At 67.6% G+C, this 19,291-nt stretch carries 19 protein-coding genes; 6 read left to right on the top strand and 13 right to left on the bottom strand.

The genetic code is table 11. The annotated features are described in order from the left end of the window. Positions 1-42: 42 nt before the first annotated feature. The 5 genes from lepB (at position 43) to recO (ending at position 3,654) form a co-directional block, all read left to right on the top strand. Positions 43-831, top strand: a complete 789-nt coding sequence (lepB, locus tag RM543_RS05980) for a signal peptidase I (protein WP_311689998.1) — start codon at positions 43-45, stop codon at positions 829-831. Then, positions 828-1,520: a ribonuclease III gene (gene rnc, locus RM543_RS05975; protein ID WP_311689997.1), complete on the top strand. Its 693-nt coding sequence runs from the start codon at positions 828-830 to the stop codon at positions 1,518-1,520. Before lepB ends, rnc begins: the two co-directional genes overlap by 4 nt. Beyond that, complete coding sequence (era, locus tag RM543_RS05970) at positions 1,510-2,442, top strand: GTPase Era (RefSeq protein ID WP_311689996.1); 933 nt, start codon at positions 1,510-1,512, stop codon at positions 2,440-2,442. Before rnc ends, era begins: the two co-directional genes overlap by 11 nt. Before the next feature lie 129 nt (positions 2,443-2,571). Then, a complete protein-coding gene (locus RM543_RS05965) occupies positions 2,572-2,901 on the top strand; it encodes a DUF1491 family protein (RefSeq protein WP_311689995.1) in 330 nt (109 codons plus the stop codon). 30 nt (positions 2,902-2,931) lie between these two features. Further along, positions 2,932-3,654: a DNA repair protein RecO gene (gene recO / locus RM543_RS05960; RefSeq protein ID WP_311691318.1), complete on the top strand. Its 723-nt coding sequence runs from the start codon at positions 2,932-2,934 to the stop codon at positions 3,652-3,654. A 113-nt stretch (positions 3,655-3,767) separates the two neighbouring features. Here the strand turns inward: recO and RM543_RS05955 are convergent, their stop codons facing one another. Continuing rightward, on the bottom strand, positions 3,768-4,784 hold the full coding sequence (locus tag RM543_RS05955; RefSeq protein WP_311689994.1) for an NAD-dependent epimerase/dehydratase family protein: 1,017 nt from the start codon (positions 4,782-4,784) through the stop codon (positions 3,768-3,770). Between the two features lie 355 nt (positions 4,785-5,139). Between RM543_RS05955 and RM543_RS05950 the strand changes: the two genes are divergently transcribed. After that, entirely contained in the window at positions 5,140-6,231 is a 1,092-nt protein-coding gene (locus RM543_RS05950) for a hypothetical protein (protein WP_311689993.1), read from the top strand. A 43-nt stretch (positions 6,232-6,274) separates the two neighbouring features. Here the strand turns inward: RM543_RS05950 and RM543_RS05945 are convergent, their stop codons facing one another. The 12 genes from RM543_RS05945 to RM543_RS05890 all read right to left on the bottom strand — a co-directional run bounded on the left by RM543_RS05945 (position 6,275) and on the right by RM543_RS05890 (position 19,289). After that, entirely contained in the window at positions 6,275-6,772 is a 498-nt protein-coding gene (locus RM543_RS05945) for a GNAT family N-acetyltransferase (RefSeq protein ID WP_311689992.1), read from the bottom strand. A gap of 228 nt (positions 6,773-7,000) precedes the next feature. Continuing rightward, the gene (locus RM543_RS05940) at positions 7,001-7,432 is read right to left on the bottom strand and encodes a BLUF domain-containing protein (protein WP_311689991.1); all 432 of its coding nucleotides are present in this window, start codon (positions 7,430-7,432) and stop codon (positions 7,001-7,003) included. Positions 7,433-7,811: 379 nt separating this feature from the next. Beyond that, on the bottom strand, positions 7,812-8,549 hold the full coding sequence (locus tag RM543_RS05935; protein ID WP_311689990.1) for a transporter substrate-binding domain-containing protein: 738 nt from the start codon (positions 8,547-8,549) through the stop codon (positions 7,812-7,814). Positions 8,550-8,647: 98 nt separating this feature from the next. Beyond that, positions 8,648-9,745, bottom strand: a complete 1,098-nt coding sequence (locus RM543_RS05930) for a DUF475 domain-containing protein (RefSeq protein WP_311689989.1) — start codon at positions 9,743-9,745, stop codon at positions 8,648-8,650. A gap of 229 nt (positions 9,746-9,974) precedes the next feature. Further along, entirely contained in the window at positions 9,975-11,363 is a 1,389-nt protein-coding gene (locus RM543_RS05925; protein WP_311689988.1) for an MmgE/PrpD family protein, read from the bottom strand. Then, positions 11,353-12,243 (bottom strand): isocitrate lyase/PEP mutase family protein, encoded by an 891-nt coding sequence (locus tag RM543_RS05920; protein WP_311689987.1) that lies wholly within the window; start codon positions 12,241-12,243, stop codon positions 11,353-11,355. The genes RM543_RS05925 and RM543_RS05920 overlap by 11 nt, the downstream gene beginning before the upstream one ends. A gap of 13 nt (positions 12,244-12,256) precedes the next feature. After that, complete coding sequence (locus tag RM543_RS05915) at positions 12,257-13,876, bottom strand: MFS transporter (RefSeq protein WP_311689986.1); 1,620 nt, start codon at positions 13,874-13,876, stop codon at positions 12,257-12,259. 87 nt (positions 13,877-13,963) lie between these two features. Beyond that, positions 13,964-14,704 (bottom strand): sulfite exporter TauE/SafE family protein, encoded by a 741-nt coding sequence (locus RM543_RS05910; protein ID WP_311689985.1) that lies wholly within the window; start codon positions 14,702-14,704, stop codon positions 13,964-13,966. A 237-nt stretch (positions 14,705-14,941) separates the two neighbouring features. Beyond that, positions 14,942-16,876 (bottom strand): 3-hydroxyacyl-CoA dehydrogenase NAD-binding domain-containing protein, encoded by a 1,935-nt coding sequence (locus tag RM543_RS05905; protein WP_311689984.1) that lies wholly within the window; start codon positions 16,874-16,876, stop codon positions 14,942-14,944. Position 16,877: 1 nt separating this feature from the next. Next, positions 16,878-17,573 carry an ABC transporter ATP-binding protein gene (locus tag RM543_RS05900; protein ID WP_311689983.1) on the bottom strand — a complete coding sequence of 232 codons (696 nt, stop codon included), beginning with the start codon at positions 17,571-17,573 and terminating at the stop codon, positions 16,878-16,880. After that, positions 17,560-18,345 carry an ABC transporter ATP-binding protein gene (locus tag RM543_RS05895; protein ID WP_311689982.1) on the bottom strand — a complete coding sequence of 262 codons (786 nt, stop codon included), beginning with the start codon at positions 18,343-18,345 and terminating at the stop codon, positions 17,560-17,562. The genes RM543_RS05900 and RM543_RS05895 overlap by 14 nt, the downstream gene beginning before the upstream one ends. Next, positions 18,342-19,289, bottom strand: coding sequence for a branched-chain amino acid ABC transporter permease (locus RM543_RS05890; RefSeq protein WP_311689981.1), 948 nt, complete (start codon positions 19,287-19,289; stop codon positions 18,342-18,344). Before RM543_RS05890 ends, RM543_RS05895 begins: the two co-directional genes overlap by 4 nt. Between the last annotated feature and the right edge of the window lie 2 nt (positions 19,290-19,291).

Below are 19,291 nucleotides of genomic sequence, written 5' to 3'. Positions count from 1 at the left end.
GCCGCGCCGGGGCGCAATTTCCAAAGGCAGGGGCGACGCGTCATGACGAGCAAGGCAGAGGTCAAGGACGGCCTGTGGGAAACCGTCAAGACGGTCGTCTATGCCCTGCTGATCGCGGGAGTCTTCAGGACGCTGCTGTTCCAGCCCTTCTGGATTCCCTCGGGCTCGATGAAGGACACCCTGCTGATCGGGGATTTCCTGTTCGTCAACAAGTTCGCCTACGGGTATTCGCAGTATTCCTGTCCCTTCTCGCTCTGCACCTTCATCGACGGGCGCTGGGTCTCCTCCGAGCCCGAACGCGGCGACGTCGTCGTCTTCCGTCACCCGGTGAACGGGACCGACTTCATCAAGCGGCTGATCGGCCTTCCCGGCGACCGGATCCAGATGCGGGACGGCATCCTCTACCTCAACGGCGAAGAGGTGCAGACCGAACCGGACGGAACGTTCGACGAGGTGATGGCGCCGCAGGGTCCCCAGCGCCTGACCCCGCGCTGCGCCAACGGCCCCGTCGGTCAGGGCGGCACCTGCATCAAGGAAAAGTTCACCGAAACGCTGCCGAACGGCGTCTCCCATTCGATCCTCAACATCGGCATGGGCCCGAACGACAACACGCCGGTCTACACCGTGCCCGAGGGCCACTATTTCTTCATGGGCGACAACCGGGACAACTCGACCGACAGCCGCGTGGACCAGCTCGCGCGCGGTGTCGGCATGGTGCCGGCCGAGAACCTGATCGGCCGGGCGGACCGGGTCATCTTCTCCGCCGCCGGGCGCTCGCTCTTCTTCTTCTGGACGTGGCGGGCCGATCGCTTCTTCGAGGAGATCGTATGAAGCTCTCGACGGAGCTGAAGGCCTTCGAGCGCCGGCTCGGGCATGAGTTCGCCCAGCCCGAACTGCTCGTCCTTGCCGTGACGCATCCCTCGATGACGACCGATCAGAGGCCCTCCAACCAGCGACTGGAATTCCTCGGCGACCGCGTCCTGAACCTCTCCATCGCCGACATGCTCTACCGCACCTTCGCGGAGGCCGGTGAGGGCATCCTCGCGCCGCGATACAACGTGCTCGTGCGCAAGGAGACCTGCGCCGACGTCGCCCGGTCCCTCGACCTCGGGGACGCGATGCGGCTCGGCCGGGGCGAGCGGATCACGGGCGGCAAGCGCCGGGATTCGGCGCTCGGGGACAGCATGGAGGCGGTCCTCGGCGCGATCTATCTCGATGCCGGTTTCGACGCCGCCCGCGCCGTCGTCGAGCGGCTCTGGGCACCGCGGCTGTCGACCGTCGAGGCCGAGGCGCGCGATCCCAAGACCGCCCTTCAGGAATGGGCCCAGGCCCGCCGGCTGCCCCTGCCGAACTATACCCTGATAGATCAGGAAGGCCCCGACCACGCCCGCACCTTCACAATCGCGGCCGAGCTCGCTAACGGCGCGCGGGCAGAGGCGAAGGGCGGATCCAAGCGGCAGGCCGAACGCGCCGCCGCCGAGGCCCTGCTGGACAATCTGGAGACCACCGATGAGCGATGAACAAACCGCCACGACCGGAACGCGGGCGGGCTTCGTCGCCCTGATCGGCGAGCCGAATGCGGGCAAGTCCACGCTGCTGAACCGCATGGTGGGGGCCAAGGTCTCCATCGTCACCCACAAGGTGCAGACCACCCGGGCCCGCATCCGCGGCATCGCGATGGAGGGCGCCTCCCAGATCGTCTTCGTCGACACGCCCGGCCTCTTCCGCCCCCGTCGCAGGCTCGATCGTGCGATGGTCGCCGCGGCCTGGTCCGGCGCCGCGGATGCCGACGTCGTGGTCCTGCTCGTCGAGGCGCATCGCGGGCTGACGGAGGGCGTCCGCGCGATCGTCGAATCCCTGAACGACCGGAGCGGCACTGCCCCCGTGGCCCTTGCCATCAACAAGATCGATCGGGTGAAGGCCGAAACGCTGCTCGCGCTGACTCAGAAACTGAACGACGCCTATCCCTTCGCCAGGACATTCCTGATTTCTGCAGAAAAAGGGCATGGCGTGCAGGACCTGCGCGACTGGCTGGCCGCCGAAGTGCCGGAGAGCCCCTGGCTTTACCCCGAGGACCAGATCGCCGATCTGCCGATGCGCATGATCGCGGCAGAGATCACGCGGGAGAAGCTGACCCTGCGCCTCCACCAGGAACTGCCCTACCAGCTCACGGTGGAGACCGAGAATTGGGAAGAGCGCAAGGATGGCTCCGCCCGTATCGATCAGGTGATCTACGTCATGCGGGACGGTCACAAGGGCATCGTGCTCGGTCACAAGGGCGAGACGACGAAGGCCGTGGGCCTGGCCGCGCGAACGGAACTGGAAGAGTTCCTCGGTCGCCGCGTCCACCTTTTCCTGCAGGTGAAGGTCCGGCCGGACTGGCTGAACGAACGTGAGCGCTATTCCGAGATGGGCCTCGATTTCAGCGATGGCGATGGATGAGGCATCTTTTGAGGGTTTGGCGATAGTGTTGCCGCGAAGCCCTTCCGATGAACGATCCTTCAGCGAAGAATCGGACCGAATTTTCGCAGGAAATTCGTTCAGTTTCGCCCGTTTGCGCAGAGCCCCGGCATGAGCCCCCGTCTCGCGACGCATGTTTGGGTGGACGCCTATCTCACGCGTCTCCGTATCGAGGTCATCCCCGCCTTCATCGTCGCACGGGGGGACCCGACAGCGGGCGCCATCCTCGTCAAGCTGAACCCGCTCGACGGCACCGCCCGAGCCTTCCAGCGCATCACGGCGATGGACAACACGCGACCGTGGGATGTGATTGCGGAAGGGGCAGAGGCCGACGTGGACGCCGTCCTGTCCTCGCAGCGGCGGTTCGACCCCGATATCTGGGTGATCGAGGTGGAGGATCGCGCCGGGCGGCATATGCTTGACGCACCCGGCCTCGACTGACGACGGCCGCCTCACCGGACGGGTTCCATGATCGAGTGGCAGGACGAGGGAGCGCTTCTGAGCATACGGCGCCATGCCGAGGGCAACGCCATCGCGGAGATCTTCACCCCCTCCCGAGGCCGGCATGTCGGCGTTGTCCGGGGCGGTGGCTCCCGGCGTCTGGCTCCGATCCTCCAGCCCGGCGCGCAGCTGTCGGTGACATGGCGCGCACGGCTCGAGGATCACATGGGCAACTTTACCGTCGAGCCGGTGAAGAGCCGCTCCGCCGCCGTGATGTCCGACAGGGCGGCCCTGGCGGGCCTGAGTGCGGTGACCGCGCTCGCTGCCTTCGCCCTGCCCGAACGCGCCGCATATCCGAGGTTCTACGCCCAGACCATCACGGTGCTGGATCTGCTCGGAACCTCCCCCAGCTGGCCCTACGCCTACTTGCGATGGGAGCTGGCGCTGCTGGAGGAAATGGGCTTCGGCCTCGATTTCTCGACCTGCGCCGCCGGCGGCAACGCCAACGACCTCTCCTATGTCAGCCCGCGCACCGGCCGAGCCGTCAGCCGCATGGGCGCGGGCGAATGGGCGGACCGTCTGCTCCCGCTGCCGCCCGCCCTGATGGGGGAGCCGCCGCGGGATACGTCAGAAATCCTGGAAGGCCTGAGGACCACCGGCCATTTCCTCGAAACCCGCCTCCGCCCGTCCCTCGGCGAGCGCCCGCTGCCTCCGGCCCGGGCGCGTTTGATCGCGGCGCTCTCGCGACTCTAGTCCGCCCAGAAACACCCTCTCGTCGCCCGTGCCCGGGTTCGACTGCGTCAAGGTCCCCTCCGGGAACTCCGCGTTCGTCCGCGGCGCAGGCGGGTCGGTGCCGCCGGAAGGCCCTAGGCCGGCCGCTCCGTGAGATAGCGTGCGCTTTTCTCGATGGCGGCCTTGGCGGGTACGAACTCCCGCCCCAGCACCGCGTTCGCCGCACTCGTATCGACCTTGTAGTGATACCCCACGGTCGGCACGATCTGCCGAACGGTGGGGTCGAAGATCCCCATGATCCGCAGGGCGAAAGTGGGCGCACGGCGCTTCGGAATGCCGCGCTCGGGGAAAAGGCTGGCGAGATGCTGGGCGATGTCGATGAGAGACAGCCAGCGGGACGAGGCGATCAGGCGGTGTCCGATGGAGCTGTCATAGTCCAGCGCCCGGACATGGAGCCGCGCGACATCCTCCACGTCCACGACGGGCATTCCGACATCGGGGACCATCGGGTCTTTCCCGCTGAGGAACCGTTCCACGAGGCGCAGGGAGGTGCCGTAATGGTCGTCGAGCGGGATGCCGGCGACGAGGCCCGGATTGACCGTCGTCAGCTTCATCCCCGGCGTCTTGCCGACGAAATCCCAGGCGGCGCGCTCCGCAAGCGTCTTCGACTTGGCGTAGGCATTGGCGGTCGGGTGCTCCGGATCGGTCCAGTCCCCCTCCCCCAGGGTGCTGCCCGAATCCTTGCCGCAATACATGATCGCGACGCTGGAGGAGGTCATCACGACCCGTTCCACGCCCGCCGCATGCGCCGCCGACAGGGCCCGCATCGCACCATCTACCGCCGGACGTATCAGCTCCTCGGGATCACCCGGCTGGCTCATCGGGAAGGGGGATGCAGTGTGGATCAGCGCGTCGACCCCTTCCATCGCGGCAGCCCAGCCATCATCGCGGGTCAGATCGAGTTCGACGAAGGACAACCTGTCCAGGGCGTCTGGATCGTCGAGCACGGGACGCAGCGCCTCTCGAACTTCCTCGGCCCGGTTCGGACTGCGCAGGGAGCCGCGCACGGTATGACCGGCCATCAACAGCTCCTTCGCGACATGCTTGGCGATAAATCCGGTTATTCCGGTCAGAAGGACCGTCTTCGGCATGTCGGGGCTCCCCTTTGGATGCTGGCCGGGGCCTGTGCCCCCTTCCCCCAAACGTGGACTTTCACCGCCCGAGCGCAAGGGATCGACCGGCAGCGGCCGTCTCACGCGGCGGTGGATCGCCGGCGTCCCGGGCGAATGCCGCGCAGGTCGGGGTGGCGTCTACGCCCGGAAGGCGACCGGCACTCGGATCCGCTTGTGCGCCGCGTCTGCGCCTGGAACGCCGCGCAAAGAGCCTCCCCTTCGGGAGGGCGCCTTCCGCGTATCAGTCAAAGGCGGCCAGCCGCGGACCATGCGATCGGCCCTCCCCTCCCTCTCTCCCTTCCGGCCGGCCGCCGCCTCGTCTATGGGAGGCCGCATGACCGGTGCCGCCTTCTCCCTCCATCGCCTGAACGCCCTGTCCCTTGCCGGCAGCGGCCTCGCACGACGGGATGCCGTGGCGCCGGCGGCGCAAGGGGAGGGCTTCGCCGCGGCCTATGATCGGGAAACGCTCTGGTACGATGCGTTGACGGTCGGTCGCGAGACATGGCTCATCTGCCCGAAACTGCTCAACCTCTCGCCCCTGCTGAAGACCCTCGAACTCGACGGAACCCCGGTTCGCCTCAAGGGTATTCAGAGACACCGTCGCTACGATATCGCACGGCTTGGGCAGACGGGCCGGCGCCTTTCGGTGTCGCACGAAGGCTGGCATGCGGACTGCGCCGTCGGCCCCCTTCAGACGGATGCCTTCGAGGGGCTCGACGCCTCCGTCCACATCTCACGCAACAACCGTCTGGAATGGATCGCGGACTGGGCCCGATTTCACGTCGCCGAACAGGGGCTGGAGGCGATGCTGGTGATCGACAACGGCTCGGACGACTACCCCCCCGAGGCCATTCTCGACACGATGGAGCGCGCGGGGCTGAAGGCCGGAGCGGTTCTGCTCGCACCGCAGCCCTACGGACCGGTTCGGGCCAGACGCGGCGGGGGCGGGGCTAAGTTCCTGCAACCCGCGATGCTGAACCTCGCCCGGATCCGCTTTCTCGCCCGCGCCCGCGCCGTCCTGTCCGCGGATCTCGACGAGCTGGTCTGGACCGAAGGAAAGAGCATCTTCGACCATGCCGCCGCGGCCCGCACCGGTTGGGCGATGGTGGAGGGGCGCTGGCGGATGCCGCCCGATGGCGCGGCGGCGCCACTGCGTCACGCGGACCACACGCACCTGCGCAAGGGCGACCCCGCCTGCCCGCCCAAATGGTGCGCGCGTCCCGGCGCCGTCCTCTCCCGCCGCGGCTGGGAGGTGCATGGGCCGGAGATGCCCCTTCCCGCCCGCTGGCTGACAGTGCCGGATGGCGGTTACTGGCATTGCCGGGCCGTCACGACGAACTGGAAGGACTACGACCGGCTGAACACCCGCCATATCGGGCCCTTCGACCGGGCCACGGCGGAGAAACTGGCTCTCCGCCTGCCCTGACCCCGAACGCGCCGGACCGGATCCACGCTCGCCTGCCGGTCAGCTACGACAATCTTCGAACCATGAACAATTCGTCGACGTCCCGGCCGCCCTCGATCAGCGCACGGGGAACCCTGCCCGCTTGCTCGAACCCATGGCGCTCGTAGAAGCGAATAGCAGCGACATTGTCATCGTTGACGGTCAGCTCGAGCTGTCGAACACCGCTTCCCACGGCGAAGGCTGTCACCGCGCTCAGCAGCCTGTCCGCAAGTCCGGCTCCGCGCTCGCTTTCGCGCAGGTAGACCATGACGAGCGTTGCACGATGTGCCCTCTTTTCACCGGTCTGGAGCAACAGCCCCATGATCCCCACCGGCTCGTCGCCTTTCAACGCGGCATAGACAGGGGTCTTCAACCGGTTGAGCCATTCCGGGTCCGGAAGCCGCAACCAGTCCGCTTCCGTGTTGGCGAAAGACGAGGGAGAGCAACGCAGGGATTCCAGGCGGATCGCCTTGAACAGAGGCAGGTCTTTTGCGCCGAGCCTGACTATCTTCACGTCTTCCATGGATTTGTCCCGCTTCAGAATGGCTCTGCCACTTCCACGAAACGGGAAAGCGGGCAAGACACGTCGCGGCATGTCCGATCCGCCGGATACAGCGCATCCATGCCCTGCCGCGACGCAGTCTCCCGATCCTTTCGCAGGCGCCCCCACCATCCCGATGCGGCGATGGACGCGGCTGTCGGCCCTGCTGGCTCTCTTGTCATTCGCAAGGCAGGTGCGAGGAGAATTCGCTCAGGCCACGTCGGCTACTGATTGGGCGTCTCCGCTAAGAACTGCCTGATCCATAAAGTGCAGGATCTCTTGTACCGGAGCCTTACTGATATCCGGCTCGTAGCCAAACCTTGTTTGGACGGCGCGGAAGGACGAAATCTCTTCGTCAGTGAACGCCATATCCCATCCCGAGAAGCGCCGGACCGGGGTATGGCCCTCGCTCAACGAGCGAATATTTTCGTGGCGCCAGTCTTTGTTAATGAGAAGTTTCAGTTGATCCAAAGCGTTCTTAGGGCCTTCGACATACTGGGTGTAATATCCGTTTTCCCGGTGCAAATAGCCGGTGATCTCAAGATCGGCGTTCCGATTGCGAGCATGAAGGTAGATCATCACGTCCTCCGGGGAGCGCGGCAGAACTTTCGCTGTTGAGATGTAAAGCCAATGATACAACATTTTCTTCCTTTCATGACGCCCTTCCGTAGGGGTATGAAATGCGGAAATCCTTAAGGTTATCTAAATTTCCCCAGGCGCCGTACGCGTGGCAGAATGCATCATGAGGAACAGGCAGTGTGGTCTCGAAGCGGACCTTCGCTGCGCGGCCTCAGCGGCCGGCTTTCCGTGCGGTCTGCGATCCGGATGGCCGTTGGCATGAGGGTCGGCTCCGCCTTGCACCCTGTATCAGCGCTCCAAGGGGGATGTCTCACGGCTTTTCGGTGAGCGGGCGGTTGGGTCTGCTCGGCACGGCCCCGCAGGAGGGCGGGCGCGGCGGTGTCGAGAGGTGGTTTCGAGGGCGCGGGCGGTCCGTCTTGCCGGAAGGGCGCCTCGGGGCGCTTCAGGGCACGATCGCGCAGTCCTTCGAAACGCCGTGGCGCTCCAGGATCTCGCCCACGCGGCCGGACCTCGCCATCTCGGCCACGAAGGCGTCGAGATGTGCGGCGGCGTCGGGGCGGCCCGCCGGCAGACCCATGGCCTGCCGGATCTCCATGAAGGGTGGCTGGAGCACGCGGGTCCCCGGGCGGGTCTCGCTTCTCGTCTCCATCGCCTCCCTGATGCCGGCGATGGCGGCGACCTGTCCCTCGTCGAGCGCGACGAGCGCCGTTTCGAGGTTATCGTACTCCACAAGGTTCTCGGCCCCCTGCTGCCGCTTCAGATGCAGCGTGTAGGCACTTCCCTTCACGGTCCCGACCTTCAGGCCCTCGGCGATGAGCGCCTTCGAGTCCGCGACCTCCGTTTCCGTGCCGGCGAGGTAGCAGCCTTCGATACGGATATAGGGATGCGTGAAGTGGATCGTCTTCGCGCGGTCGGGATCGACGGCGAGAAAGCAGACGTCCCAGCGATCATCTTCCGCCGTGGAAGAGACCTCGACGGCGCGCTCATGGTCGAGGAAGACCGCCTGAAGCCCCAGACGGTCCGCCAGCGCGCGGGCCAGATCGACGCTGATGCCGTGCGCCGTGCCGCTCTCGTCGCGGGACACGAGAACCGCGTTGCCGTGGTTCAGCGCCACGCGCAGCCGCCCGGTCGGGGCATAGGCCCGGCGCAGGTCCTCGTCGGTCATAGAAGCGTCGCTCATCGGTCATTCCCCTCGGTCCGGTGGCGCGGAAACAGGCCGCGCGCAACTCTGCCGATCTGGCCCGATCCCGCCGCGGATGTCGAGACGCCTCGTCCCGATCAGGCGGGCTGAGCCGCCCCCTCCCGCTTCAGCACCCGCACGGAAGACCACCATGCCACCCCGATCAGGACGGCACCGCCGAGGCCCGTGATCACCTCCGGGATATGGACGAGCGACTGGGCGTACATCACCACCGACAACGCCGTGATCGCGTAGAAGGCGCCGTGTTCGAGGTAGCGGTACTCGCTGAGCGTACCCTTCTCGACAAGCATGATGGTCATCGAGCGGACATACATCGCGCCGATGCCGAGGCCGATGGCAATGACGAAGAGGTTCTGCGACAGCGCGAAGGCGCCGATCACGCCGTCGAAGGAGAAGGAGGCGTCCAGCACCTCGAGATAGAGGAACGCGCCCAAGCCCCCCGATGCCGCGGCGCGCCCCGTTTGCTGAGAGGCGTCGAGCGCGGCGCCCACGAGTTCGACGACGAGGAAGGTCGCGAGCCCCCAGATCGCCGAGGCCAGGAACACGTCCCGCATCCCCTCCCCCTGAAGGCGGGAGAAAATCAGCATGAGCGCGATGACGAGGGTGATCTCCACGCTCCGGATCGCCGCGATGCGCGACAGGCGCGATTCCAGCCAGCCGAACCAGTGCACGTCCTTCTCTTCGTCGAAGAAGAAGCTGAGGCCGACCATCATCAGGAAGGTGCCGCCGAAGGCCGCGATGGGAATATGTGCCTCGTGCATGATTTCGGCATAGGCGGCCGGCTCGGTCGCGGCGAGCGTCAGCGCGGCGAGCGGGCCGATATTGGCGGCGACCACGACGATCAGCAGCGGAAAGATCACCCGCATGCCGAAAACCGCGATCAGGATGCCCCAGGTCAGGAAGCGGCGTTGCCACTTCGGCGTCATCGTCTTGAGCTTGTTGGCGTTCACGATGGCATTGTCGAAGGAAAGGCTGATCTCGAGGACAGCCAAAACCGCGACGATGAAGAAGATCGAGAGGGTGCCGGGCAGCGTTCCCGTGCTCTCCCATCCGAGCCAGAGCCCGAGGCCGAGGCCTACGGCCGTGACCACGAAGGCCCACTTGAAATAATGGAAGATGGAAGTCGAACGGGCATCGCCCGGCGCGCCGGCGGCGCGGGTCTGTCGGTCGTCCATGTGAAGATCTGTCCAGGCGGCTGGAACAAGGGGCAGCGCCGACATCACGGAAGCACCGCCACTTCCGCCAGAGGGGCCCGGCCGCTGCGCGGGTCCGTCCGAGCGGCCCGCGAGAGCTTAGGTAACGCGCGGACGGCTCCGCGGCAAGGGTCGCGGAGGGTCGCGGAGGGGGCTCGTGTGCCGGGCGAATGGGGAGCGCTGGGAGTGCGGTGCAGGGCCGGTCCGCCGCTCAGGCCTCGGCCGGCGCCCCCGAAAAGAGCGCGCCCAGCCCACCGAAGTCGCTCTCGACTTCCAGCACGCAGAGCCGCTCGAAGAGCTCCTCGGCGCGGGCGGCCGGCAGGGCCCGCGTCGCGCAGGCCATGAACTTCGTCCGCACGTCCTCTGCACGGTCAGGCATCACACGGGGATCTCGCGTGATGTCGTCGATCCGGGCCGCGTGGCGGGCGCCACCCGCCATCTCCACGATCACCTCCGCCGACCATTGTCCGTCCGGGCCGTCGCCCATCTGCGGATGCGGGCGCGCGGACGTCTTCTCCAGAAGCGCGGCTATCCGGGGATCGGCAATGGCGGCCGCATCGAAATGGGCGAGAGTGACGTCCCCGTCCGCCAGCGCGCGGGCGGTGCAGTACTGGACGGAGAACTTCGCCTCGAGCGGCGTCTGCGGCCGGGGCGTGTCGGTATGCGCGAGGCGGCGGGGATGAGGCAGGATCTCGATCCGGGCGATCTTCTCCGCCTCGATCCCGTGAGCCTGCCGCAGGTCGAGGCCTGCGCCGATGGCGGCATGTGCGCTCCCGCAGCAGGGCCAGAGCTTGAGCGACAGCCCGTCATCCTCGAGCTCCCAGGGCGCGCCCCACCCCTCGAAGAGCTTCTCGGCGTCGTAATTGCCCGCCCCATTGAACACCTCGAAGAAGCCCTGGTCGTGCTCGAAGGCGCGCGCGCCGGCGGTATAGCCCCGCTCGGCGAGAAGCGCGGCGAGAAGGCCCGCCCGGCAGGAGCGACCGATATGGAGCGGTTTCGTCATCGACCCGAAATTGGCCTTGAGCCCGGCGCTATCGGATGCGGCGATGGACAGGGCCGTGGCGATCTGCGGCTCGGTGAGACCGAGGAGATGCGCCGACGCGGCTGCCGCGCCGATGGTGCCGAGCGTCGCGGTCGGGTGCCAGCCCTTGTCGTAGTGGTGCCAGTGGACGGCTCGGGCGAGGCGGATCTCGGTCTCCACCCCCGCGGCGTAGGCGGCGATGACGTCCCTGCCCCGCGCGGCTCTCGCCTCGGCCAGGGCAAGGAGCGGCGCGACGAGGGGCGCGGATTGATGGCCGCCGAACACGCTGGAGAAATCGTCGAAATCGAGCGCGTGGGACGCGGTGCCGTTCACCAGCGCCGCATCCAGCATCGAAACGCGCGCATCCGCGCCGATCACGGAGGCCGGCCCTGCCGCCTCGCAGATCCCCGGCGTCTCGCGCAGTATGCGGACGCAGTCCTCCGATGCTCCCGCAAGCGCGACGGCCAGCGTGTCGGCGACGCCGATCACCGCGCGGGTGCGAACCAGCTCGGGAAGCGCCTCGAAGCGGATGTCCGCGATGCGCCGGGCGAAGCCGCCCGCGATGGTCTCACGCGTCATTGTCGCTCTCCCCGTCCGTCACCCTGTAGCGCGCCTCGAGATCGTCCCAGCGGCCCTTGTCCACCACATCCTGCCGCTCCTCGAAGCCGGCAAGCCGACCCGATACGCCGGACAGATCGCCATGATCTGCGAGGCTCCTCGCCACATCGGAGGCCGCGCGGATGGAGGCCTGCAGGATCGCGTTGGCATAGAGCACACCGCCGAATCCCATCTCGGCGAGCCGTTCGCGCCCGACCTCCGGCGTCTTGCCGCCATGCACGATGTTCGCGATCTGCGGCACGAGCAGCTCCGCGGCGATCCGGGCCATCTCCTCCTCCGAGGTCGGCGCCTCGACGAAAGTGACATCCGCTCCCGCCTCGATGTAGGCGCGCGCGCGGTCGAGGGCCGCGTCCAGCCCGTGAATCGCCCGCGCATCGGTGCGCGCGACGATCTGCAGATCCCCGTCTTTGCGTGCATCGACGGCGGCGCGGATCTTGGCGACCATGTCGGCCTCGGGGATCACGTCCTTGCCGGCGAAGTGGCCGCAGCGCTTGGGGAAGACCTGATCTTCGAGTTGCAGTCCCGCCGCCCCGGCCCGCTCCAGAAGGCGCACCGTGCGCACGGTGTTCAGCGCGTTGCCGAAGCCGGTATCGGCATCCACCAGGAGCGGCATTTCCGTGGCGTCGGCGATCCGTGCGACGATATCCGCCACCTCCGTCACCGTTGTCAGACCGATGTCGGGCGCGCCCAGATGCATGTTCGCGATCCCCGCGCCGGTGACGTAGATCGCGCCGAAGCCCTGCCGCTCGATCACGCGGGCGAACATGGCGTTTGGAGCGCCGGGCAGGATCGCGGCCTCGCGCCGGGCCAGGAGGTCCCGCAATACCGTCGTCGGTTTCATCGTCGTACCTTCCTCAATGGTCCACGTGACCGATGGGAGCGTGATCGCCCGGCACCACGGGCTGGCGGGCCAGCTCGTAGTGCACCTCGGGGCGACCGCCTTCCCGATGCAGCTCGCGAAGCTCCTCGGCCACGCGGGCGCCGGCCACGGTGCGGCGCTGGTTGTGTCGCTGGGTCTCGATCCAGGTCGCTGTCTTGTAGCGCTCCACCCAGACCTCCGGGTCCTGCATGTCCCGCGACAGGACCCAGCGGCGGGCACCGTCCCGGAACCGGTGGCGGCGGCGTTCGGCCATGAGCCCGAGGAACCGCGGCACGTCCTGCTCGCGGATCCGGTAGCGGATCGTGGTGATCACCGGGCCGCTCTTGGGCAGCATGTCGAGGGAGATCTGCGGCGGCGTCCACGGCCTGTGCGGATCGAGCCCGTAGGTGTCGAGTTCCCGCAGCGCGAAGACGAAGCCGACCCCGATGCCGACGATGAGCACCGCAGCCGAGACATAGAGCGCCGCGGCAACGCCGAGATCGCCGGCGACGTAGCCCCAGAAGAGACTGCCGAACGCATTCCCGCCGAACGCCACGGTCATGTAGATGGACTGGCACCGGCTCAGCACCCAGCGCGGGGCGGAGAGCTGGACGGTGGTGTTGAAGGTCGACATCGTGACCAGCCAACTCGACCCCGCGAGCGCCGAGGCAAACAGGGTCAGCGGCATGGAGCGGCTGACGGCCATGAGCGCCGCCGCCACCGCGAAGACCGCGAACCCGGCCCGCACGACCGCTTCGAGGGACATCTTCGCGCGCAGCCCGCTCGCCGCGAAGGCGCTCACGATAGCCCCGACACCGAAGGCCCCGAGAAGAATGCCGTAGACCTGGGGGCCCCCGTCCAGAAGGTCCCTCGCAACGAGCGGCAGGAGCGCCATGACGGAGATGGCGGCGAAGTTGAACACCGTGCCGCGCAGCATCACCAGCAGGATGCCGGGGGACATGATGACATAGCGCAGGCCCGCGACCATCGCACTTCCGACCGGTTCCGGCGGCAATCGGTCCGCCGCGTTCATCTTCTCCCAGCGCAAGGCCACGAGGAGCACGCCGAGATTCGATATCGCGTTGACGAAGAAGGCCGCGAAGGCCCCCACCGTCGCCACGATCACGCCGCCGATGGCCGGACCGACGCTGCGGGTGATGTTGAAGCCGACGGAGTTGAGCGCGATCGCCTGCGGCAGCGTATCCTTTGCCACGATCTCCGAAACGCGGGTCTGCCAGCCCGGGTTGTTCAGGGCCTTCCCGGAGCCGATGAGGAAGGTGAAGACGAGCAGGAGCCACGGCGTCAGCATGCCCATGAAGGCCAGCACCGCGAGGATGGTGGACACGACGAGGGTGAAGGCCTGCGCCCAGATCACCGTCGTCCGCCGCCCCAGCGCATCGGCGATGGCGCCCGAGGGCAGCGAGAAGAGCATGATCGGCAGCGCGACGGAGGTCTGCACCAGCGCGACGAGCTGAGGCGTCCCGCCCAGCGTCGTCATCGCCCAGGAGGCCCCGACGAGCTGAATGTGCCAGCCGAAATTCGCCGCGAGACCGGTCAGCCAGTAACCTGAATATCCGGGCGTCCTGAAGGGGGCGAAGGATTTGGGGGGCGTCATGGGGCGGCCGTCTCGAAGGGTCCGTCCGTCCTAGCGCGCCCGCCGCGCAAGGGATAGTCCCCGGCTCTGCCCGCGCGCCCGGACGTCTCAGAGAACGCCAAGCGCACCCTTCGTGATCAGAACGATGGAGAGGCCGAAAAGCAGGACCTCGATGACGCGCAGGTAGAGCGCATCCGGCAGCACCTCCACGAGCCTGCGGCCAAGGATGGTCCCGACGATCCCCGTCGCGGCGAGAATCGCCGTCAGCGTCCAGTCCAGCCCGTCGAGCGCGCCCAGGGCCCAGTATCCCGGCAGCTTGGCCAGATTGCCGGCCGCGAAGGCGATGGCGATGGTTCCGGCGAACTGGAGTTTCGGCAGGCGCTGCGGCAGGAGAAAGGCCTGCGCCGGGGGCGCGCCCGAATGGGTGATGAAGGAGGTCACGCCGGTCAGCACCCCCCAGAAAAGACCTGGCGCCACCCGTGCCGCGGCAACCGGCCCCTCCGGGCCCCGCGCCAGCCATTTGCGCCCGACATACCAAAGACCGATCAGGCCGGTGATGATGAGCAGGAGCGGTTCCGGCGTGTAGGGCGTGATCACGGTGGCCAGAAGAACCCCCGCGAACATCGCCGGGATCAGGATGGCAAGGTTCCGCGCGCTGAAATCCCGGCGGTAGAGAAAGACGCCGATCCAGTCGGTCACGAGGAAGACCGGGAGCAAGACCGCCGCCGCCACCACCGGGTTCATCACAAGCGAACACAGCGGCACCGCGATCGCCCCCGCCGAGGCCAGCCCCCCTTTGGAGGCCCCGACGATCAGCGCCGCCACGAGCAGGATGTAGAGATGGTCCACCGCGCGTCCCTCGCCGTCCGGGTATCACCCGCCGTCTCTACCGGCGAAGGCCGCGAAGGGCGAGAGGATCGGTTGTCCATGCGCAGGCTCGGGGGCGGGACGGTCCGTCCCGTTCCTTCATCGGGACGGAGGACTTGCCCGGACATTCGGCACGCGCCTTCTCGGAGTCGTCCCGGAGGCGGGGGCTGCGCATACCGAACATTCCGGCAGCCCCCGCCCCTCGAGGTCAGCTCATCCCTAGCTTCGACCCGAATGATGCATCGGTCCGCCCGTGCGGCGGGGGAAGCCGTAGCCGTGGATCTCGACGAGGTCGATGTCCGCGGAGCGGGAAGCGATGCCTTCGGAGAGGATCGCCTCCCCCTCGCGGGCCATCGCGTCCACGAGACGCGCGGCGATGTCCTCGCGGGGAAGATCAGACGTGCCCCGGACGCGGGACGACAGAAGCTCGGACACCTTGCCCGAAGGCTGCGGCGTGCGGTCCCCCTCGGCGTAATCGTACCAGCCGCCGCGGCTCTTCTGACCCTTGCGGCCCGCTGCGACGAGGAGGTCACCGAGCGTCTCGGGTACATCCTCGCCCGCCTCGCGCGCGGCGTTTCTCTGGGCGGCGGCGATGTCGAGACCGCCGAGGTCCTGCGCTTCGAATGGCCCCATCTTCATGCCGAAGCCGCGCATCGCGGCGTCCACCTCGGCGATGGGGACGCCCTGCTCCACCAGCGCCTCCGCCTCGGCGCGGTACCGCTTGAGGATGCGATTGCCGATGAAACCGTCGCAGATCCCCGCCCGCACCGGCATCTTGCCGAGGCGCGCGCAGAGCTTGAAGGCCGCGGCTTCCGTTTCCGGCGTCGTCCCCGGCAGGGGCACGATCTCCACCAGCTTCATGACGTGGGCGGGGCTGAAGAAGTGCAGTCCGATGCAACGCCCCTGCCCCTCCAGCCCGGCGAAGATCTCCCGGGGGTCGAGATAGGAGGTGTTCGTGGCAAGGATGGTCCTATCACCGCACGCCGCCGCGAGGCGGGCGAAGACATCCCGCTTCACCTCGAGGTCCTCGAACACCGCCTCGACCACCAGATCGCAGCTCGAAAGGTCCGACACATCGGTTGTGACCTTGAGCGCGTCGCCGAGCCTCTCCCGCTCCGCAGCGTCGATCTTGCCGCGCTTCAGGGCGCCGTCGAAATTGCCGAGGATACGGGTTTTCGCGCGCTCGGCGCCCTCATCGCTCGTCTCCATGACCGTGACCGGCAGACCGGCGAGGCCGAGGGCGGTGGCGATGCCGGCCCCCATGGTGCCGCCGCCGACGACACCTGCCGAGGCGATGTCACTGGGCTCGACGCCCTTGAGATGCGCGGGCCGGGGCGCGGCACGTTCGGCGAAGAAGACATGGCGGAGTGCGGCGGCTTCGGGGGCGGAGCGAAGCTCCAGGAACGTCTCCCGCTCATGCGCCATCGCCTCGTCGAAGGAAGCTTCCGTGGCGCGGCGCAGGCAGTCCACCGCACGCACCGGCGCCTGGTGACCGGCCTTCGACGCCGTCTTGGCTGCATCCTGCCAGAAGCTGTCCGGCTGCGGCTCGACCTGTCGCTCCGACGTACGCGGCGGAAGCGGGCGCTCCAGCGCGCTCCGGGCGAAGACCAGCGCCTCCTCCTCGAGATCGCCGGCGACGACGGCATCGACGAGCCCCGCCTTCTCGGCCTTCGCAGCGGAGATGGGACGCCCGGACGTCACCAGCTCGACCGCGGCTTTCGCCCCCATCAGCCGCGGCGTGCGGACCGTGCCGGACGCCCCCGGGATGATGCCGAGATTGACTTCCGGCAGGCCGACTTTGGCGCTCTCATGGGCGATCCGGAACCGGCAGCCCATCGCGATCTCGAGACCGCCGCCGAGCGCTGAGCCGTGGATCGCGGCGATCCAGGGCGTCTCGGACGCTTCGATGCGAGCCACCAGATCCGGCAGATGCGGCGGCTCGGGAGGCTTGCCGAATTCCTTTACGTCGGCACCGGCGATGAAGGTGCGCCCGGCGCAGGCAAGAATGACGGCGCGCACGCCCGGATCTGCGTCCAGCTCCTCCACCGCGTCCCAGAGGGCCTGCCGGACCTCCAGCGAGAGCGCGTTCACGGGCGGATTGTCGAGCGTGGCGATGGCGATGTCGCCCTCGCGGCGGATCGTCAGGACGGACATGTCAGACCCCCAGATAAGCTTCGCGGATGCGGGGATCGGCCACCAGTTCGGCGGACGGCCCCGACATGGTGATGCGGCCGGTCTCCATGACATAGCCGCGATCGGAAATCTTGAGCGCGCCGTAGGCGTTCTGCTCCACGAGGAGAACCGTGACGCCGCGCGCCTTCAGTTCCTCTACGGTGTCGAAGATCTGCTTCTGCAGGAGCGGCGCGAGGCCCATCGACGGCTCGTCGAGAAGAAGACAGGCCGGGCGGGACATCAGCGCGCGGCCGATGGCGAGCATCTGCTGCTGCCCTCCCGAGAGCCCCCCCGCGGGGAGGTGGCGCTTTTCCCCCAGAATGGGGAACATCTCGTAGGCTTCGGCGATATCCTCACGCGTGGCGCCCTTCCGGCTGTATCCGCCGAGGCGCAGGTTTTCCTCGACCGAAAGATTGGTGAAGATCTGCCGTCCCTCGGGAGAATGGCCGAGACCGAGGCCGGTGCGCTTGTGCGGCGCGGCGGTCAACGGCTCCCCCCTGAACCGGATGCTGCCGCCCGAAAGGGGCTGCACGCCGGACAGGCAGCGCAGGAGCGTCGTCTTTCCGGCCCCGTTCGCGCCGATGACGCTCACGATCTCCCCCTCCGCGACGTCGAGGTCGATGCCGTGCAGGACCTCGATCCTGCCATAGCGGGTGGTCAGGTTCTCAACCTTGAGCATGGAGCGCCTCCTCACCGTCCGCGCCCAGGTAGGCGGCGATGACCTCGGGGTTCTGCGAGACCTGGTCCGGCGGCCCTTCGGCGATCTTGCGGCCCTGATCGAGAACGACGACGTGGTTCGAGATCTTCATCACCAGCTTCATGTCGTGTTCCACGAGGAGGATGGCGATGCCCTCCCCGGCCAGTTCGGCGATCAGCGCGTCGATCTCCTCCGTTTCCACCGCGTTGCAGCCGGCGGCGGGCTCGTCGAGGAGCAGGATCTTGGGATCGACGGCCAGCGCCCGGGCGATCTCCAGCCGCTTGAGCTGGCCGTAGGAGAGGTTCCCCGCCTCCTCCTCGGCCAGATCGCCCAGCCGCACCCGCTCCAGCAGTTTCATCGCCCCGTCCCTTGCGAAGGCCGCCCTGCGGCGGACGGACGGCAGGCCCAGGAGGTCGGCCCAGACGGAACCGCGCTCCCGGAGGTGGAAGCCTGCGACGGCGTTGTCGAGCACGGACATCTCGTGGAAGATCTGGAGGTTCTGGAACGTCCGGGCGAGGCCCATCGGAGCCAGCTTGTCCGGCGTCTGGTCAGTGATTTCGACCCCGTTCAGGTGAACCGTGCCGCGGCCGGGCAGGTAGACGCCGGAGATCATGTTGAACAGCGTCGTCTTGCCGGCGCCGTTCGGGCCGATGACGGAAACGATCTCCCCCGCCGGCACGGCGAAGGACACGTCGTCCACCGCCTTGAGACCGCCGAAGGTGATGCCGAGGCCGGAGACGTCGAGAAGGCTCATTTGCGGGTCCTCCTCAGGCGACGCGCGATGGAGGGCAGAAGGCCCTGCGGCATGAAGATCATCACCGTGACCATGATGGCCCCGAGGACGACCTGTTCGTAATCGGCAAGCACGGTCAGCACCTGCGGCAGGAGGGTCAGGATCGCGGCGCCGAAGATGCCGCCCATGACCGAGCCCGCGCCACCGAGGACCGCCATGGTGACGAGTTCGATGGAATGCATGAAGCCCGCCACGTCCGGCGTGATGTAGCGGTTCTGGAGCGCCAGCAGCGAGCCCGACACGGAGGCGAAGACCGCGGAGATGACGAACGCGACGAGCTTCTGCCGGGCGACGTCTATGCCGAGGGTGCGGGAGGCGATCTCGGAGCCGTGCAGCGCGCGCATCGCCCGCCCGGTCGGACTGTCCCGCAGGTTCAGCGCGATCCACGCACCGATCAGAAGCGCGATGCCGCAGACGCCGTACCAGAATTCACCGCCCGACACGCGCCAGCCGAGGTCGCGCAAGAGGTCGCGAAGGCCGAGCTCCTCCACCGCCATCCCGTCCGGACCGCCCGTCAGGGCGCGTTCGTTCTGGATGGTCATGGCGACGAGAATGCCGAAGCCGAGCGTCGCGACGGCGAGGTAATAGCCCTTGAGCCTGAGGATCGGCCGGCCGATCAGCGCGGCGATCCCGGCGGACAGCGCCGCTCCCAGAAGGAGCGCGAATGCCGGATGCAGGCCGAACTGCTCCGGAGCCAACGCGCAGGCATAGGCGCCGATCCCGGCAAAGCCCGCATGACCGAGGCTGATCTGCCCGGCGAAGCCGATCAGGATGACGAGACCAAGCACCGCGATCCCGTTGACGAAGACGAGCGCGCCGATCCGGTAATAGTACCCGGACGGAAAGAAGAACGGCAGGATCACGATGAGAGCGGCGAGGATCGCCAGCTGAATCCATTTGGACATGC

It is taken from the genome of Tropicimonas omnivorans, assembly GCF_031846565.1.
In the GTDB taxonomy this organism is placed as follows: domain Bacteria; phylum Pseudomonadota; class Alphaproteobacteria; order Rhodobacterales; family Rhodobacteraceae; genus Tropicimonas_B; species Tropicimonas_B omnivorans.
This window is presented reverse-complemented; position numbering and strand designations above follow the sequence as displayed.

Bases quoted from the DNA above. Each gene is read 5' to 3' on its own strand.
- lepB (WP_311689998.1), top strand. From the start codon at position 43: ATGACGAGCAAGGCAGAGGTCAAGGACGGCCTGTGGGAAACCGTCAAG.
- rnc (WP_311689997.1), top strand. From the start codon at position 828: ATGAAGCTCTCGACGGAGCTGAAGGCCTTCGAGCGCCGGCTCGGGCAT.
- era (WP_311689996.1), top strand. From the start codon at position 1,510: ATGAGCGATGAACAAACCGCCACGACCGGAACGCGGGCGGGCTTCGTC.
- RM543_RS05965 (WP_311689995.1), top strand. From the start codon at position 2,572: ATGAGCCCCCGTCTCGCGACGCATGTTTGGGTGGACGCCTATCTCACG.
- RM543_RS05955 (WP_311689994.1), bottom strand. From the start codon at position 4,784: ATGCCGAAGACGGTCCTTCTGACCGGAATAACCGGATTTATCGCCAAG.
- RM543_RS05950 (WP_311689993.1), top strand. From the start codon at position 5,140: ATGACCGGTGCCGCCTTCTCCCTCCATCGCCTGAACGCCCTGTCCCTT.
- RM543_RS05945 (WP_311689992.1), bottom strand. From the start codon at position 6,772: ATGGAAGACGTGAAGATAGTCAGGCTCGGCGCAAAAGACCTGCCTCTG.
- RM543_RS05940 (WP_311689991.1), bottom strand. From the start codon at position 7,432: ATGTTGTATCATTGGCTTTACATCTCAACAGCGAAAGTTCTGCCGCGC.
- RM543_RS05935 (WP_311689990.1), bottom strand. From the start codon at position 8,549: ATGAGCGACGCTTCTATGACCGACGAGGACCTGCGCCGGGCCTATGCC.
- RM543_RS05930 (WP_311689989.1), bottom strand. From the start codon at position 9,745: ATGGACGACCGACAGACCCGCGCCGCCGGCGCGCCGGGCGATGCCCGT.
- RM543_RS05925 (WP_311689988.1), bottom strand. From the start codon at position 11,363: ATGACGCGTGAGACCATCGCGGGCGGCTTCGCCCGGCGCATCGCGGAC.
- RM543_RS05920 (WP_311689987.1), bottom strand. From the start codon at position 12,243: ATGAAACCGACGACGGTATTGCGGGACCTCCTGGCCCGGCGCGAGGCC.
- RM543_RS05915 (WP_311689986.1), bottom strand. From the start codon at position 13,876: ATGACGCCCCCCAAATCCTTCGCCCCCTTCAGGACGCCCGGATATTCA.
- RM543_RS05905 (WP_311689984.1), bottom strand. From the start codon at position 16,876: ATGTCCGTCCTGACGATCCGCCGCGAGGGCGACATCGCCATCGCCACG.
- RM543_RS05900 (WP_311689983.1), bottom strand. From the start codon at position 17,573: ATGCTCAAGGTTGAGAACCTGACCACCCGCTATGGCAGGATCGAGGTC.
- RM543_RS05895 (WP_311689982.1), bottom strand. From the start codon at position 18,345: ATGAGCCTTCTCGACGTCTCCGGCCTCGGCATCACCTTCGGCGGTCTC.
- RM543_RS05890 (WP_311689981.1), bottom strand. From the start codon at position 19,289: ATGTCCAAATGGATTCAGCTGGCGATCCTCGCCGCTCTCATCGTGATC.